This window comes from Nonlabens sp., from assembly GCF_051251825.1.
Taxonomy (GTDB): domain Bacteria; phylum Bacteroidota; class Bacteroidia; order Flavobacteriales; family Flavobacteriaceae; genus Nonlabens.
The window spans coordinates 97,351-114,532 of record NZ_JBPOGG010000003.1 but is presented as its reverse complement, the minus strand read 5'-3'; the positions used below and the strand labels follow the sequence as shown (position 1 = coordinate 114,532).

Below are 17,182 nucleotides of genomic sequence, written 5' to 3'. Positions count from 1 at the left end.
CATTAAAAAAGAGCACATGAATTAAACTCTTGAGTTCATCATCAACGTGCTTTCAAATCTTTTCCATCAAGATTTTAAACAGAACCAGCAGTAATGAGTAATTATCATATAAAACACCTCGAAGAATATTTTCAAGTTTATAGAAAATCGGTACGTAACCCTGAAGCATTTTGGGAAGAAATTGCTGAAGAGCATTTTCTGTGGCGTAAAAAATGGGATAACGTTTTAAGTTGGGACTTTAAAAAACCAGAAGTTAAATGGTTTGAAGGAGCACAACTTAATATTACAGAAAATTGTATCGATAGACATCTTGCAACACGTGGAGACAAAACAGCAATTTTATTTGAACCAAATGATCCCAAAGAAGCTGCACAGCATATCACATACAAAGATTTATATCATCGTGTCAACAAGTTTGCAAATGTGCTCAAGGCTAAAGGAATTCAGAAAGGTGATCGTGTTTGTATTTATCTACCTATGATTCCAGAACTAGCCATTTCAGTATTAGCTTGTGCTAGAATAGGTGCCATACATTCAGTAGTATTTGCAGGATTTTCGTCTATTGCATTAGCAACTAGAATAAACGATTCTGATTGTAAGATGGTGATTACTTCTGACGGATCATATCGTGGCGCTAAAACTATAGATTTGAAAGGTATTGTAGATGAAGCTTTAAATGATTGTGACTGTGTTGAATCTGTTTTAGTTGCAAAGCGCATTCATACAGACATTAATATGCAGGAAGGTCGAGATGAGTGGCTGCAACCATTATTAGATGAAGCTTCTAACGAGTTAGTGGCGACGGTTATGGATGCAGAAGATCCATTATTCATTTTGTACACGTCTGGATCCACAGGAATGCCTAAAGGTATGGTGCATACTACAGCTGGTTATATGGTTTACAGTGCTTACACCTTTAAAAATGTATTTCAATATAAAGAAAATGATGTGTATTGGTGCACGGCAGATATTGGTTGGATCACGGGACATAGTTATATAGTTTATGGGCCGTTAGCAAATGGCGCCACAACCGTGATGTTTGAAGGAGTACCTAGTCATCCAGATTATGGCCGTTTCTGGGAAGTTGTCGAGAAGCATAAAGTAACTCAATTTTATACCGCTCCTACTGCCATTAGAGCACTTGCCAAAGAAGGTATTGCACACGTAGAAAAATACGATTTGTCCTCATTAAAAGTCCTAGGAACCGTAGGTGAACCTATTAATGAAGAAGCATGGCACTGGTATGATGACAATATAGGAAAGAAAAAAGCACCTATTGTTGATACGTGGTGGCAAACCGAAACAGGTGGAATAATGATTACTCCTATCCCTTTTGCAACACCTACAAAACCTACCTATGCAACACTTCCTTTTATAGGCATACAACCAACATTAATGGATGAAAATGGTCAGGAGATAAAAGGAAATCAAGTAGATGGTCGTTTGTGTATAAAATTCCCGTGGCCTAGTATTGCTAGAACGATATGGGGAAATCACGAGCGCTATAAAAACACTTATTTTTCTGCTTATGAAAATATGTATTTCACAGGAGATGGCGCACTTAGAGATGAAGTAGGTTATTATAGGATCACTGGTCGCGTAGATGATGTTATTATCGTTTCTGGTCACAATCTAGGAACAGCACCTATAGAAGATGCCATAAATGAACATCCTGCCGTTTCAGAAAGTGCCATTGTAGGTTTTCCACACGATGTAAAAGGGAACGCATTATATGGATATGTAACCTTAAAAGAAACCGGTGAAGGTCGAGATCACGATAATGTAAGAAAAGAAATAAACCAAATCATTACAGAACAAATAGGACCTATCGCAAAACTGGATAAAATCCAATTCACTAATGGTTTGCCTAAAACACGATCTGGAAAAATTATGCGACGTATATTGAGAAAAATTGCAAGTAAGGACACCAGCAATCTAGGAGACACCAGCACACTACTTAACCCAGAATGTGTTCAAGACATCATGGATAACGTGCTTTAAAACAATTTTCTAATTATCTTTAATAAAATTCAGCGCCTATGAATAATTATACTATTCACGTAGATCACCAAGATTTTAAAGTAACTACTACAGATCTACAGTCTGTTGATATACATAAAGTTAACCCAGAAGAATTGCATGTTCTCAAAAAGAATAAAGCTTTTAAAGTAAGCGTCATATCTCAAAATTTACTCGATAAAACCATGACCGTTTCTGTAAATGGGAACAACTACCAAGTAAAAATTGATGATGAATATGATACTATGGTTGCTCAAATGGGACTTCTAGAAAAAACCGAAGCAACGTCAAATAATATCAACGCGCCCATGCCTGGATATATCGTAGATATTATGGTAAAAGCTGGTGATCATATTGAAAACGAGACACCATTATTTGTGCTATCTGCAATGAAAATGGAAAACGTCATTCTCTCTAATGGAAAAGGAATTATCAAATCTATTGAGGCAAAAATCGATGATTCTGTGGTTAAAGGGCAGTTGATCATCGAGATGGAATCTTAGGGTATAAAAACTTGTCAAATACTAGAATACTGTTAGAATACCGCTTTCGCGAAAGCGTCATAAACCTACTTTAAAATGAAAAAAATATTAATAGCTAACCGAGGAGAGATTGCTATAAGAGTCATGAAAACTGCTCAAAAAATGGGAATCAAAACCGTCGCAGTATATTCTGAAGCAGATCGCGCCGCACCACACGTGCGTTTTGCAGACGAGGCTGTATTACTAGGTCCAGCACCATCATCAGAGTCCTATCTGGTAATGGATAAAGTCATTCAAGCCGCAAAAGATACTGGTGCAGATGCTATACATCCTGGTTATGGATTTTTAAGTGAAAATGCAGTTTTTGCGCAACTGGTAGAAGACGCAGGTATCACTTTTATAGGCCCTAAACCTCATGCGATTAAAGTCATGGGAAATAAACTTGCTGCAAAAGAAGCCGTGCGTGATTATGATATTCCTATGGTTCCCGGAATTGAAGAAGCGATTACTGATGTTGCTCTAGCACAGAAAGTAGCAAGCGAAATAGGATTTCCTATTTTGATAAAAGCATCTGCTGGTGGTGGTGGGAAAGGAATGCGTGTGGTAAATAATATGGAAGAGTTGCCAGAACAAATGGATCGTGCTATTAGTGAAGCGCAATCGGCTTTTGGAAATGGAGCTGTGTTCATTGAAAAATATGTAGGTTCTCCTCGACACATAGAAATACAAGTCCTTGCAGATTCTCACGGAAACATCGTGCATCTTTTTGAACGTGAATGTAGTGTGCAACGTCGTCACCAGAAAGTTGTGGAAGAAGCACCGTCTGCCGTGCTTACTCCTTCGATACGTAAAGCAATGGGAGAAGCCGCTATCAAAGTGGCTCGAGCGTGTGATTATGTAGGTGCTGGAACGGTGGAATTTTTACTCGATGAACACAAGAATTTCTACTTTTTAGAAATGAATACGCGTTTACAAGTAGAACATCCAGTGTCAGAATTGATCGCTGGAGTAGATCTTGTAGAACAACAAATTAAAGTGGCTCGTGGTGAAGCACTAGAATTTTCTCAAGATGATTTAAAGATTAACGGTCACGCTCTAGAAGTAAGAGTATATGCAGAAGATCCACTTGAAAATTTTATGCCTAGTATAGGAACACTGACTACTTATCAAACTCCAAGCGGTGAAGGAATACGTGTTGATAACGGTTATGAAGAAGGAATGGCAGTTCCTATTTATTATGATCCTATGCTTTCTAAATTGATCACCTACGGTAAAAACAGAGCCGAAGCGATTCAACTAATGATTCAAGCAATTGACAACTATAAAGTAGAAGGTATTGCCACTACGCTACCCTTTGGGAAATTTGTTTGTGAACACGAAGCATTTACATCTGGAAAATTTGACACTCATTTTGTAAAGAACTTTTATGCTCCAGAACAACTGAAGAAAAAATATGAGGAAGAACGAGAAGTCGCTGCCATGGTAGCGTTACAACTATTTCTAGAAAATCAGAAAACATTAAAAACTCCAGTATCAGCTTCCTCTAACTGGGAGAAACGTAATTAGTGAACATCACTTCAATTTGAACAGCAGCAATGAAAGATAAAAAACAGATTCTAGCAGATAAGTTGATCCAAGCAAATTTAGGCGGTGGACAAGAACGTATTGATAAACAACATGCTAAAGGAAAATTAACAGCAAGAGAACGCTTACATTTTCTACTTGATGAAGGCTCATTTGAAGAAATGGGCGCTTTAGTAACCCATCGTACCACAGATTTTGGTATGGATAAGCAAGTGTTTTATGGCGATGGCGTTGTGACTGGATATGGAACCATAAATGGTCGCCAGGTTTGTGTGTTTGCACAAGACTTCACGGTTTTTGGTGGTGCGCTTTCAGAAACACATGCTGAAAAAATTTGCAAAATTATGGATATGGCCATGAAAATAGGTGTTCCCTTAATAGGTCTTAATGATAGTGGTGGCGCTAGGATTCAAGAAGGCGTGCGATCCCTAGGCGGCTATGCCGATATTTTCCATAGAAACGTCATGGCATCTGGAGTGATTCCACAAATATCTGCAATTATGGGTCCTTGTGCTGGTGGAGCTGTATATTCTCCTGCAATGACTGATTTCACGTTGATGGTTGAAAACTCCAGTTATATGTTTGTGACTGGTCCTAATGTAGTGAAAACAGTAACTAATGAAATCGTAACTGCCGAAGAATTAGGTGGAGCATCTACTCATGCGACTAAGTCTGGTGTGACGCATTTAACAGCTGCAAATGATATTCAATGTATCAATCAAATCAAGCAAATGGTCAGTTACATGCCTCAAAATTGTGAGGATAAACCAGCAGATTTACCATTTACATTAGGTGATGAAATCCGTAAAGGTTTAGAAACCATTGTTCCTGAAAATGCAAACCAGCCATATGACATGCGACGAGTCATTAACGAAATAATCGATGAAGAATCATTCTTTGAAATTCATAAAGACTATGCGGATAACATTGTCGTAGGTTTTGCACGATTAGCTGGAAAAAGCATCGGTATTGTGGCAAATCAACCTATAAGTCTTGCTGGAGTACTAGATGTGGAAAGTTCTAAAAAAGCAGCTCGCTTTACCCGATTCTGCGATTGTTTCAATATTCCGCTACTGGTTCTTGTAGACGTACCAGGTTTTCTTCCAGGAACAGATCAAGAGTGGAATGGAATTATTACCAATGGCGCAAAACTGTTATACGCTTTAAGTGAAGCAACAGTTCCTAAAGTCACTGTGATTACTAGAAAAGCTTATGGTGGCGCTTATGATGTGATGAATTCTAAACATATAGGTGCAGACATGAATTACGCATGGCCAGGTGCTGAGATTGCTGTAATGGGTGCAAAAGGTGCCAGCGAAATCATTTTTAGAAAAGAAATCAAATCTGCTCCAGATCCAGAGGCAAAACTTGCTGAAAAAGAAGCTGAGTATGCAGAGAAATTTGCAAATCCGTATAGCGCTGCGGCAAGAGGTTTTATTGATGAAGTTATTGAACCAAAAGACACCAGAAGAAAACTAATAAAAGCCTTTACTAATCTTCAAAATAAGGTGGCAACTTTGCCTAAAAAGAAGCACGGAAACATTCCTTTGTAAGAACGAGTATGAGTGATATTTAAAAAATATGGAAACATATTATTTAATTCATCCATGCTCAAGATTTCCTCCAACTAGTCTGTTCTTTAATGGTTTTGGATATTTTTCCACCTATTGCTGTACAATCTGTGAGTGATTGAGGAGAATAAGAACTATAAGTGTGGCTCCATATTTGTCGAAATAAAATGTTTCTAGCATCCTAATAATTTAAACTTAATAGAAATATGTTGAGTTAAACTTTGTATTTATTGTATTATTATCGCTGTTTTAATTAGTCTTATTAATATAATCTCTCAGAGCTCTAAAATGCAGTCTCAATGCCGTAGAAGCTTTTTCAGGATTTTTATTTTTAATTGCAATTAATATATCCTCGTGCTCTTGTACTAATTTTAATGCCTGCGAGCGATCACAAATTTGTTCCTTATTAAAATGCCCTATAATATCCGGTACAATAACTTTCATTAATCCATAAAGCACCGTGTTTTCACTTGTTTTTACTATAGCTAGGTGAAATTTTATATCCTCTATTAAAGAAGGTAATCCATTTACAATACGATACACAAAATTCTCATGAGCTTTCTCAAGCTCAACTAGTGATTGCTCGCTACATCTAGCAGCAGCGAGTTGCACCGCATTAGACTCAATTATAACTCTAGATTCTATTAGAGATTTAAAATTTGGAGTATCTAAGTCCAGCACATCAGTCATCACAGTTTTAAAAGAAGGGACACCCATACCTGAGATCATAGAACCACTTTGTGGCATGGTTTCTATAATACCGTAAAACTCTAATTTTTGAATAGCAGCTCGTATTTGATTGCGAGTTACACCAAATTTATCAGACAATTTCCTTTCTGATGGTAACCTATCACCTTCTTCAAAGTTGTGTTTCTTAATGAGTCCTCTAATTTTTGCTATAACATCATTTTCTATTACCGTATCAGTTTGTTTCTCGGATGTTACAGCTAATAACTTCAGTCCATGCTCTATCATAACAACACATAATTAAATTGGTTTACCAATTTGGTTTTCAAATTAACGTTAATTAATTGAAATATCCAAAGGATTTATATCGATTATGATAGTTAATTAATAATTTAATTTATAAACAGTGAATTTGTTAATTAGTTTTACTGAATTACATGTTTAGTGATAATAACTGCAAGTTCAATATCTTGTTATACATTTGTAAATACAGAGCCACTTATCTTATTTATATCAACTAACTGAATTCTTATCGTAAAACAAGTCAATATAGTATAAAACCATTTTTTGATATTATTTTCAAGAGAGAATATTTCATCTTTAGTCGCTATTAATAATTATAAGATAAAATTAATCGCTTTCGCGAAAGCAAAATCAATAATGTTTATGTTGAACTTTTGACCAATTATTAGTGGATGTTCAATTTAAATCATCATTATCCTTCTCGAATTAGTAAGTTTAGAAGTATTATGTCGTACCAATTAACGTTACATACCTATAACAATATGAGTAATAGATTTAATGACGCGATTTCTAAACTATATGATGCGTTTCATAACGGAACACTGCATCCAGAGTGTGCTTGTCATTGTGCTGTTGGGAATATATGTGATAACAATGACGCTTGGAAACATCTATCTGACGACCATGGCTCTTTACAATTAAATTACGTAGGAATTGTAAATGAAAAATTCGGCAAAAGACTTTATGGCTATTTACCTTCTGAATTACTAAAAATAGAACAAGCTTTTCTTCAGGGCTGTGGATATCAATTACCTTTAAAACACAATCACTTTAAACCGGCTAATCCTCAAGATAAATCAGTGCAATTTGAGGGATTGTGTGCTGCAATCACTGTGTTGTGTAAACTAGAAGGCATTGATGATATTACTAATTATTCCAAGTTATTTGAAACTGAAGTTGATGGTCCTAAATATTCCTTAGAGTTTACAAGCTAACTAGTTCAGAATTTTAGAATGTCAAGTGCTATTTGAATTAGGGCTACTCTTGATATTTCTCAATGATACGATCCATACAGTTAATACCGTCTATAGCCGCACTTATGATTCCGCCGGCATATCCAGCACCTTCTGCACACGGATAGAGACCTTTAATTTCTACATGCTCTAGAGTCATTGCATCTCTAGGAATTTTTACGGGTGAAGATGTTCTACTTTCTGGCGCGTGCAGTACAGCCTCAGTAGTAAGATAGCCTTTCATTTTATTACCAAAAGCTACAAAGGCTTTTCTCAATCTGCTCGCTAGCATATCTGGTAAAACTTCATTTAAATCTACAGCTGTTAATCCTGGTTGGTATGAAGTTTTAGGAAAATCTGTTGAAACTTTTCCAGCAATAAAATCTGTCATGCGCTGTGCGGGAACTTTTTGAGTTTTTCCTGCAGCAACCCAACAATCGTACTCTACCTTTTTTTGAAAATTAAGACAAATAAATGGATCGTTTTCCTTAAAGTTAGGTAAGTCCTGAGGTGTCACACTTACTACGATACCGCTGTTAGAATATGGATTATTTCTTTTACTAGGACTCCATCCATTAGTCACAACTTCTTCAACATCGGTAGCACATGGGGCAATAATCCCACCTGGACACATGCAGAAAGAGTACACACCAAATCCATCTACTTGTTCTACCAGACTATAACTTGCTGGTGGAAGATATGGATTTGCATCATCTCCATGATATTGTATCGTATCGATTAATGACTGCGAGTGCTCAATGCGCACTCCTATGGCAAATGGCTTAGCCTCTACTTTAATTCCTCTATCGTGTAACAAATAGAAAATATCACGAGCGCTATGGCCTGTAGCTAGGATGACATTAGCATAATCATACCACTTATCATCATTAATTTGAATAGACTTTATATGACCGTTTTCATGTTTTACATCAGTAAGTTTCTCATTGAATCGTACTTCTCCACCAGCTTCAAGAATTGCTTCCCGCATTGCGGTAATAATTTGTGGTAATTTATTTGTCCCTATATGTGGATGTGCATCTACTAGAATATCTGGTGTCGCGCCAAAATCCACAAACCATTCCATTGCTTTTAGTACATTACCTCGTTTTTTAGATCGTGTATAAAGCTTTCCATCGCTATAGGTTCCTGCTCCACCTTCACCAAAGCAGTAATTTGATTCTGGATTAACAATATGTTCTTTATTAATAGCTGCAAGATCTCTGCGTCTGGAACGCACATCTTTACCTCTTTCATAAATGACAGGTTTTAATCCACCTTCTATGGCTCTTAATGCGGCATATAATCCTGCTGGTCCAGCTCCTATGATAGCAACCTGTGGAGCGTTACTTATATCTTGAATTTTATAAGGAGCACGCAAGGGTTTTTCTTCACCATTTTTCCATATCTCAATTTGCAAATTATATAATACACGACGTTGTCGAGCATCAATACTGCGTTTTCTTATGTTCCATTGCGACACATCACTCATGGGAAAATCAACTTTCTCAAAAACTTTTTCAAGAATATGATCATCATTATCGAGATGATGTGGTAAAATCTGAATTTGAACCAGTGTGCTCATAATTTACAAAGGTAACGCCTATTCTAATTTTGAACCTTGTAAAGACCAGAAAGTCATTTTAAAAAGCATCATTTTATCGACAGACAAATCAAAGGAAATTCAATTAAAGTTTTGATGAACAAATGTTTATTAATACATTTGTAAAATAAACAATAATAATAATTAAATAACTGATTAACAAGTTTTTACACATTTTATAATTAACAAAAGTTAACCCTTTTGAAGACACTGATACAACTTTTTACAGAAGTTTTATCGGTGTCTTCTGCTTTTAAACAAATTATATTGCTTTTAATCGATTGTTATTTTCACTCAAAAAACCTTTAATCGGTAAAAGTAACGAAGTACAGAAATATTAAAACAATTTACTCTTAAACCCTTGTTGATTGATTTACTAATTCAAATTAATCGACGATGAAAAACAAACTAAAAAATGAAAACAAAAATTATTACTCTTGCGATTGCGCTTTTTAGCCTTTTGAGCTATTCTCAATTAACCTCAAGAACAGGTGACGTTAGATTATCAGATATCTATGGAAATAGAAGAGTGACCATTTTTAAAGGTGGTGATATTGTAATTTCAGGTACTTTATATATTGACACTTCACTCTATTTACATTCTACTAAGATTACAGCAGATCGTATCGTTATAGGTAATCCTAATCAGTTGATGTTTGTAAACGTAACAAAGAATGCCTCTATTACTGCTAGAGAAGTTAATATGCCTTTTAATTATGTTTATTTCATCCTTGTAAATGAACAGGAAGGTGCATTCCTTAAAGCTGATACACTTACGGGAGCTTATGCTCAAAGAGCCGCTTTAAGAAATTCACTAAGCGGAATTTAGAATCACTGCTTACATTGGGAAGCTAAAAAGCCATTTATCTAAGCAGATAAATGGCTTTTTGTTATACTAAGATTTTAAAAGTTTCTCAATCAGACCTAAGAGTAATGCTCTAGATTTTTCTTCTGCATTTCAAGAGCTTCTTTAAACTCTGATTTCATTCGATTTATTAAATCGATAGCTGGTATACTATCTTCAACCGTAGCGGCACCTTGTCCAGCACTCCATATAGTTTTCCAAGCTTTGGCCTCAGTATCCATCTCTTTACCGAAATCTATTTTCCCAGTCGCTTTCAACTGTTCCTCAGTAATTCCAGCGGCTTTTAAACTTGCGCCTAGAAAATTTGCACTCACACCAGATATTGCAGCTGTATAAACGATATCACTAGAGCCAGCAGCAATAATCATATCTCTATACTCGTCAGTTGCTTTAGACTCGTCAGTATTAATAAAACGAGTTCCTAGATAAGCCATATCTGCACCCATTTGTAATGCGCTTGCCACGTCCTGACCACTACTCATCGCTCCTGAGAGTAAAATAGTTCCCTTAAAGAAACTGCGCACTTCTCTTACAAATGGCATAGGATTCAAGGTTCCTGCATGTCCACCAGCACCAGCACACACTAGAATTAATCCATCTACTCCAGCCTCTGCAGCTTTCTCTGCATGACGTTTTTTGATTACGTCATGAAATACTAATCCACCATAAGAATGTACGGCATCTACCAAATCTTTAACAGCTCCTAGAGAAGTGATAATCAATGGTACTTTATGCTTCATACATACCATCAAGTCTGCTTGCACACGAGGATTACTTCCATGAACTATTAAGTTCACACCATATGGTGCTGCCTTTTTACCTGTTTCTTTTTCCCAGGCATCAAGTTCCGTTTTAATTTGGATCACCCATTCTTCAAAACCTTCTGTAGAACGTTGATTCAAAGCAGGAAAAGTTCCCACGATTCCATTTTTACAACAAGCGATCACAAGTTCTGGACCCGAAATTAAAAACATAGGTGCTGCCACCACTGGTAAAGTAATATTTTTGGCAAATTCTTTAGATATCATATTTAAGAAGTGTTTCCCACAAATTTACGATTATAGAACATATAAATGTGGACTATATTTTTTTTATCTATCCATTAAGTAAATTATAAAATTGCGGTCAGCAAGAGTTTTCATCTTAGCTTTGTAACAATATTAATTATTGCCCGTTACCTAGTTAGATCTCAATATTTCTTACATGATTCAAAGATTATTTATAGTAGTGGTTTTGTTGAATTTCGCTTTCGCGAAAGCGCAGTCAGAAAAATTCACACTGTCAGGAACCATCAGTGAAAAAATAAATGGCGAGACTATGATAGGTGTGAACGTACTCATACCAGAATTGAGCTCAGGAACGTCAAGCAACGAATATGGATTTTACTCCATTACCTTACCAGCCGGAACCTATCAAGTGGTCTATAGTTTTATAGGTTATACAAGTATTCAGCGAGAAGTAGTATTAAATAATGACACTCAATTAAACATAGAACTTGTAGAGGCAGACGAGCAACTGGACGCCATAGTCATAAAAGCCGATGTGGAGAAACTCAGCACTAAATCTCCACAGATGAGTACCAATGCACTATCCATAGAAACAATAAAGAAAATGCCGGTTGTTCTAGGAGAAACAGACATCGTAAAATCATTATTACTACTACCAGGAGTGACTAATGCTGGTGAAGGAGCCTCTGGTTTTAATGTACGTGGTGGCGCTGCAGATCAGAACCTGGTACTGCTCGATGAAGCAACTCTTTATGGAAGTGATCATTTATTTGGATTCTTCTCTGTCTTCAATCCCGATGCTATTAAAGATTTAAAACTATATAAAGGCGGAATTCCTGCTCGTTACGGTGGTCGTGTTTCCAGTGTTCTAGACATTTACCAGCGTGATGGAAATAAAAATAAGTTGAGCGCCACTGGTGGAATAGGTCTCGTAGCAAGCAGACTTCTACTTGAAGGACCTATACAGAAGGAGAAGTCTTCATTTCTTATAGGTGGACGTAGTAGTTATGCACATTTATTCCTGCCGCTCTTTGACGTTGACAGTAAGGCTTATTTCTATGATTTAAATGCAAAATTAAGTTTCACGCTAGATGATAGTAATAGACTGTATATGTCTTCCTATTTTGGTAGAGATGTATTTAATATTAATGAATTATTCAGCAACACATTTGGGAACTCCTTTGTCAACCTGCGATGGAATCATGTTTTTAACAATAAGTGGTTTGCAAATACATCGGTTATTTATTCAGACTATAACTACGGACTAGAATTAGACTTTGTAGAATTTGAATTCAATAGCGGTATTACAAATCTTAACGCAAAGTATGATTTAACGCACTACCTTAATGATAAGACTAAATTACGTTACGGACTGAATACAATTTATTATGAATTTGATCCTGGACGCATAGTTCCTACTACAGATTCAAGTCCGATTAATGAAAGACAACTCACTAAAAAGTACGCATGGGAAAATGCAGTTTACGTTGATGGCGAGTTTGAACTAACAGATAAAATTAATATTAACGCAGGACTGCGATTGAGTTCTTTCAACAGACTAGGCCAAGAAAATATAAATATTTACCAGGATGATCAGCCTCTTATTTTTGATGAGAATCTTCAAATTTATGAATCTGCAGTTCCCATTGAAACAACAAGTGCAAGTAGAGGAACTACGCTTGAAACATTTGTGAATCTTGAACCTCGTTTTTCTATTGCATATTCTCTAGATGATGACACTAGTTTCAAGGCAAGTTACCAGCGCATTAATCAATACATTCACTTAATATCAAATACTAACGCTCCTACTCCATTTGACTTATATGCACCAAGTGGAACTTTTATAAAACCACAAGTAGGTGATCAAGTTGCTGCCGGATTTTTTAAGAACATAGGTGACTACTCGCTAGAGACGGAAGCATTCTACAAAACCGTAGATAATCGACTAGATTATATAGATGGTGCAGATCTTATAGCAAATGATGCGGTAGAACAAATCTTACTAAGCGGTGAGGCTAGAGCCTATGGTCTAGAAGTACTTTTCAGAAAAAACAAAGGTAAGCTACAAGGGTGGATTGCATATACGTTATCACGTAGTGAGCAGCGCACACCTGGCCGCACACCAGCCGAAACTGGAATCAATAATGGAGACTGGTACAGTGCCGCATGGGATAAAACGCACGACTTAACTATAACGGGTAGTTATGAGTTGAATAAAAAATGGAGTTTTGGAACAAATTTCACACTGCAAACGGGACAACCGGTTACATACCCAAATGGTCAATATGAATTTGATGGATTGTTCATCCCAACTTATGAATCACGTAATAGCAGCAGATTGCCAGTTATCCACAGACTGGATTTGAGCGCTACTTACATTCCTAAACCAGATAAAACTAAAGGCTGGCAAGCAAGCTGGGTTTTTAGCATCTATAATGCTTATAATCGACGCAATGCTGCGAGCATAAGTTTTGCTCAAAATGAGGATACCGGTCGCAATGAGGCGACACGTTTATCCATTTTCGGTATAGTACCAGCAGTTACTTATAATTTTAAATTTTAAGAAGATGAAAAAAATATTTACACTTCTCGCTATATTTTGTTTCATTACATCTTGTGAAGATGTGATTGAACTAGACCTCAATAATGCTTCACCTAGACTAGTAATAGACGCTGTTCTAGAGCTTAATGAAGACGGATCAACAACTGCAACGGTATTACTTACTCGTAGCAGCGCATTTTATCAAGAAGAAATCGTTTATGTTGATGATGCCACAATTATAGTTACAAATGAGGCAGGAACAAATTTTGTTTTTGACCTCATTGAATTTGGACTTTATGAAAACCTCAATATGAGCATCCAGGATGGGGAAAGTTATACACTTACCATTATAGATGGAAGTGACACATACACTGCTACTCAAGATTTTAAAAGCACCGTTCCATTTACTCGTGTAGAACAGAATGCGCTAACAGGAATTGGTGATTTTACAGAAATCACAGGTTTCTTTAATGACCCGGGAAATGAAGAGAATTTCTACCTCTTTGAATACATGGATGAGTTCAATACAGAAATTGATACAGGAGATGATACGTTCTCAAATGGAAATGAATCAATAACTGTTTATTTCATGGAGGATTTACCAGTAGGAACTGAAATTACTCTTAGCATTAAAGGTATCGATAGAAGATGTTTTACTTTCTATGACACACTATTTCAACAAACCGATGGCGGCGGTAGCCCTTTTGACACACAACCAGCAACAGCACGTGGTAATATTATAAATACAACAAACCCTGAAAAATTCCCGTTTGGGTATTTCAGGGTTTCTGAAAGGTTTGAAATAAAATATACCGTCGTAGACGACGAGTAATCTTTATTTTATAAATTAAATAATCTCTCGTTACTAGTCATAAAGTTCCAATAATACTGAGGATCAGGAAAACTGTAACGTTCCATTCTATTGCGCTCACGGCCACGAGTATCAAGTGCTAATAATGTAGGGAACTTGCTCACCTTCAATTTCTTCTGTACTTCTTTGTTGATCTTTTTCTGTTCTAGAGTGATGATATCATCTCTATAAGGTATGTCTAGCATAACAACTATATAATCCTCTGCGGCAGTGGCAAATTCTGGTGTGTTAAAGAAGTCTTGCTTTAATTTTACACATGGTTTGCACCAGTCACTTCCTGTGAAATAAACCAGCATAGGCTTGTTTTCTTTTTTGGCAGCATCTTTAGCTGTTTTATAATCTGTAAACCAGTTGATAGATACCTCATTTGTAATTTGAGATTCTTGTGCCACAGCTGTGTCTTCAACATTTTCTTCAAATGGTTCTTGAGCACTTGCATTAAAAGCAAATAAAAGAATGATTAAAAGAGAATACAATTTCATAATAAAAATGTTTAGTAAATTCAAAAATAAAAAGATTATTCACATTAAGTCAACAATCTTGCCACAATCTAAACGTACTGAACCATTTCATGTTGTGAACGGCGCACTTTTTTAAAATCTGCAAACATGTCGTCTTGAGCTCTGTACCCTACTGGTAGTAATAAAACAGATTTTAAACCTTGTTCTTCTAGTCCTAGCAGTTCATCGATTTGTGACGATATAAATCCTTCCATAGGACAACAATCTATACGTTCCTGAGCACAAATCGTCATTAAATTCCCTAACGCAATGTAAGCCTGATTCTTTGCCCAGTGAGCTACCTCTTCTACTTCCTGTTTAGAAAAGGAACTGGTAAGCATATCTTTAAATGGTTTTAAAACCTCATCTGGCGTACTACGCAACTGTTTTACGAGTTTAAAATATTCATTTACATAATCCTCATCGACGTGTAATGTACATAGAACGAGAACCGCACTAGCGTCTGCAACTTGTCGCTGACCATATGATTTTTCAACCATCGCGTCTTTAACTTGTTGAGAAGTGACTACAATCATGCGACATGGCTGTAAACCATAAGAAGTCGCGGTTAAATTAAATGCCTGAGCAAGTAGTTCTAGTTGCTCCACAGTTAATTTTTTTTGACTATCAAATTTCTTAGTGGCGTAGCGCCATTCTAGATTTTCTATACTTTTCATATTATAGATACGTTATCTTTGTAGAGCTGTGAGGTTGTTATAAATTCGCTTTCGCGAAAGCGTAAAATCAAACACCACTCCTATTCACTGACAAAGGTAAGGACGTCAACTTCTTGCTGCGTTAATATTTCAATAAAGGAATTTTATGACCGATATAGAAAAACGTATCAATGACTCTGAAACAAGTATTTTCAAAGCCGTTTTTCCCAATACTACAAATCATTATGATACATTATTTGGTGGTACTGCACTCCATATGATGGACGAAGTATCATTTATATGTGCCACCAGATTTTCAAGAAAGAAAGTAGTTACTATAAGTACAGATCAGATCGATTTTAAAAAACCCATCCCGCAAGGATCAATAGTTGAACTGATTGCAAGGATAAGCAAAGTAGGAAACACAAGTTGCACTTTTCAAGTTGCTATGTTCATGGAGGATATGTATAGTTACATGCGTGAAAAAGTGGTGACAGGTAACTTTACCTTTGTTGCTATAGATGATGATAAAAAACCAACACCTATTTGTTAAATGCGTAAATTTTTAAACATATCGGTTTTTACAATTCTTGGACTTGTGCTACTAGTAATCATCCTACAATTCCATATAAAAAGATCTAGTCGCGATGTGATTTTTGAAAATGCAGATGAGTTAGAACCTGCATATGTAGGTCTAGTGCTAGGTGCCAGTGTGCGCCCTGATAAAAGTCTATCTCCTATCTTACAAGATCGAGTTGATAAAGCACTGGAACTTTATGAAAAAGGAATTATCAAACGTTTTTTATTAAGTGGCGATCATGGGCAGAAAGATTACGACGAGGTAAATGCCATGAAAACCTATTTGAATAATAAAGGTGTTCCAGATCAGGACATATTTCTAGATCATGCAGGTTTTGACACCTACGATAGTATGTTCAGAGCTCATGAAGTGTTCCAGATCGATAAAGCAATCGTGATTACACAAAAATTTCACTTGCCTCGTGCTATTTACGTAGGTCGTAAAATGGGGTTAGAACTACAAGGCTATATCGCTGATAATAGAGAATATCCTGGAAATGCTCATTTCACGAGACGAGAGTGGCTTGCAAATATTAAAGCATGGATAGAACTCAATATTGAAAAAAGTCCAACTTACAGTGGCGATGCGATCCCTATAACTGGAGATAGTAGTTTGAGCCATGATAAACCTGAGGAATAATTTTTTTTCTTAAAATGTCTTAAAGTAATAAGACTTGAAGGTTAAAGGTTGTTAATACCATAGGTTTCAAAGGTTATTCTCATTAACTTGAAAATAAAAACCATGGAAAACCTAGAAACAACACCAAACAAAACAAGTAAGAAAGAGCAAGCTATAAATCTAGAGCAAACTCACGGTAAGGAAATTAACCATCAAGTAAAAGATAAAAAAGAACATCACCAACCTAGAGATTCTACACAGAATCAATCTTAATAATATTTACTTTAAAAATCCACTAAAATTTTAGTGGATTTTTTTTGAACTATTCTTTAAAATATCAAGAA

General features: G+C 36.1%; 16 protein-coding genes. 11 read left to right on the top strand and 5 right to left on the bottom strand.

Translation table 11 applies throughout. From position 1 onward, the window contains the following. The first annotated feature begins 93 nt into the window (after window positions 1-93). The 4 genes from acs (at window position 94) to ACSHWW_RS05530 (ending at window position 5,638) form a co-directional block, all read left to right on the top strand. Window positions 94-2,001: an acetate--CoA ligase gene (acs, locus tag ACSHWW_RS05545; protein ID WP_435681429.1), complete on the top strand. Its 1,908-nt coding sequence runs from the start codon at window positions 94-96 to the stop codon at window positions 1,999-2,001. Window positions 2,002-2,039: 38 nt separating this feature from the next. Further along, window positions 2,040-2,522, top strand: coding sequence for a biotin/lipoyl-containing protein (locus tag ACSHWW_RS05540; protein WP_435681428.1), 483 nt, complete (start codon window positions 2,040-2,042; stop codon window positions 2,520-2,522). A 75-nt stretch (window positions 2,523-2,597) separates the two neighbouring features. Further along, window positions 2,598-4,067, top strand: a complete 1,470-nt coding sequence (gene accC, locus ACSHWW_RS05535; RefSeq protein WP_435681427.1) for an acetyl-CoA carboxylase biotin carboxylase subunit — start codon at window positions 2,598-2,600, stop codon at window positions 4,065-4,067. 29 nt (window positions 4,068-4,096) lie between these two features. Then, a complete protein-coding gene (locus ACSHWW_RS05530) occupies window positions 4,097-5,638 on the top strand; it encodes an acyl-CoA carboxylase subunit beta (protein WP_435681426.1) in 1,542 nt (513 codons plus the stop codon). A 267-nt stretch (window positions 5,639-5,905) separates the two neighbouring features. Here the strand turns inward: ACSHWW_RS05530 and ACSHWW_RS05525 are convergent, their stop codons facing one another. Further along, the gene (locus ACSHWW_RS05525) at window positions 5,906-6,631 is read right to left on the bottom strand and encodes a FadR/GntR family transcriptional regulator (protein WP_435681425.1); all 726 of its coding nucleotides are present in this window, start codon (window positions 6,629-6,631) and stop codon (window positions 5,906-5,908) included. Between the two features lie 461 nt (window positions 6,632-7,092). Here ACSHWW_RS05525 and ACSHWW_RS05520 point away from each other — a divergent pair, with 461 nt between their 5' ends. Then, entirely contained in the window at window positions 7,093-7,581 is a 489-nt protein-coding gene (locus tag ACSHWW_RS05520; protein ID WP_435681424.1) for a Na(+)-translocating NADH-quinone reductase subunit F, read from the top strand. 43 nt (window positions 7,582-7,624) lie between these two features. Here ACSHWW_RS05520 and ACSHWW_RS05515 read toward each other — a convergent pair whose 3' ends face one another. Then, window positions 7,625-9,181, bottom strand: coding sequence for an NAD(P)/FAD-dependent oxidoreductase (locus ACSHWW_RS05515; RefSeq protein ID WP_435681423.1), 1,557 nt, complete (start codon window positions 9,179-9,181; stop codon window positions 7,625-7,627). Between the two features lie 433 nt (window positions 9,182-9,614). Here ACSHWW_RS05515 and ACSHWW_RS05510 point away from each other — a divergent pair, with 433 nt between their 5' ends. Then, a complete protein-coding gene (locus tag ACSHWW_RS05510) occupies window positions 9,615-10,028 on the top strand; it encodes a hypothetical protein (RefSeq protein WP_435681422.1) in 414 nt (137 codons plus the stop codon). A 95-nt stretch (window positions 10,029-10,123) separates the two neighbouring features. On the opposite strand, the gene ACSHWW_RS05505 is transcribed toward ACSHWW_RS05510, so the two are convergent. After that, the gene (locus ACSHWW_RS05505; protein ID WP_435681421.1) at window positions 10,124-11,092 is read right to left on the bottom strand and encodes an NAD(P)H-dependent flavin oxidoreductase; all 969 of its coding nucleotides are present in this window, start codon (window positions 11,090-11,092) and stop codon (window positions 10,124-10,126) included. A 175-nt stretch (window positions 11,093-11,267) separates the two neighbouring features. Here ACSHWW_RS05505 and ACSHWW_RS05500 point away from each other — a divergent pair, with 175 nt between their 5' ends. Both ACSHWW_RS05500 and ACSHWW_RS05495 read left to right on the top strand, forming a co-directional pair. Further along, window positions 11,268-13,634 carry a TonB-dependent receptor gene (locus tag ACSHWW_RS05500; RefSeq protein ID WP_435681420.1) on the top strand — a complete coding sequence of 789 codons (2,367 nt, stop codon included), beginning with the start codon at window positions 11,268-11,270 and terminating at the stop codon, window positions 13,632-13,634. 4 nt (window positions 13,635-13,638) lie between these two features. Further along, complete coding sequence (locus ACSHWW_RS05495) at window positions 13,639-14,445, top strand: DUF4249 family protein (RefSeq protein ID WP_435681419.1); 807 nt, start codon at window positions 13,639-13,641, stop codon at window positions 14,443-14,445. A gap of 8 nt (window positions 14,446-14,453) precedes the next feature. Here the strand turns inward: ACSHWW_RS05495 and ACSHWW_RS05490 are convergent, their stop codons facing one another. Next, window positions 14,454-14,966 carry a thioredoxin family protein gene (locus ACSHWW_RS05490; protein WP_435681418.1) on the bottom strand — a complete coding sequence of 171 codons (513 nt, stop codon included), beginning with the start codon at window positions 14,964-14,966 and terminating at the stop codon, window positions 14,454-14,456. A 68-nt stretch (window positions 14,967-15,034) separates the two neighbouring features. Beyond that, on the bottom strand, window positions 15,035-15,661 hold the full coding sequence (locus ACSHWW_RS05485; protein ID WP_435681417.1) for an NAD(P)H-dependent oxidoreductase: 627 nt from the start codon (window positions 15,659-15,661) through the stop codon (window positions 15,035-15,037). 145 nt (window positions 15,662-15,806) lie between these two features. Between ACSHWW_RS05485 and ACSHWW_RS05480 the strand changes: the two genes are divergently transcribed. The 3 genes from ACSHWW_RS05480 to ACSHWW_RS05470 all read left to right on the top strand — a co-directional run bounded on the left by ACSHWW_RS05480 (window position 15,807) and on the right by ACSHWW_RS05470 (window position 17,111). Beyond that, complete coding sequence (locus ACSHWW_RS05480) at window positions 15,807-16,193, top strand: acyl-CoA thioesterase (protein ID WP_435681416.1); 387 nt, start codon at window positions 15,807-15,809, stop codon at window positions 16,191-16,193. Then, entirely contained in the window at window positions 16,194-16,859 is a 666-nt protein-coding gene (locus ACSHWW_RS05475; RefSeq protein WP_435681415.1) for a SanA/YdcF family protein, read from the top strand. Between the two features lie 102 nt (window positions 16,860-16,961). Next, entirely contained in the window at window positions 16,962-17,111 is a 150-nt protein-coding gene (locus ACSHWW_RS05470) for a hypothetical protein (RefSeq protein WP_435681414.1), read from the top strand. Window positions 17,112-17,182: the final 71 nt, after the last annotated feature.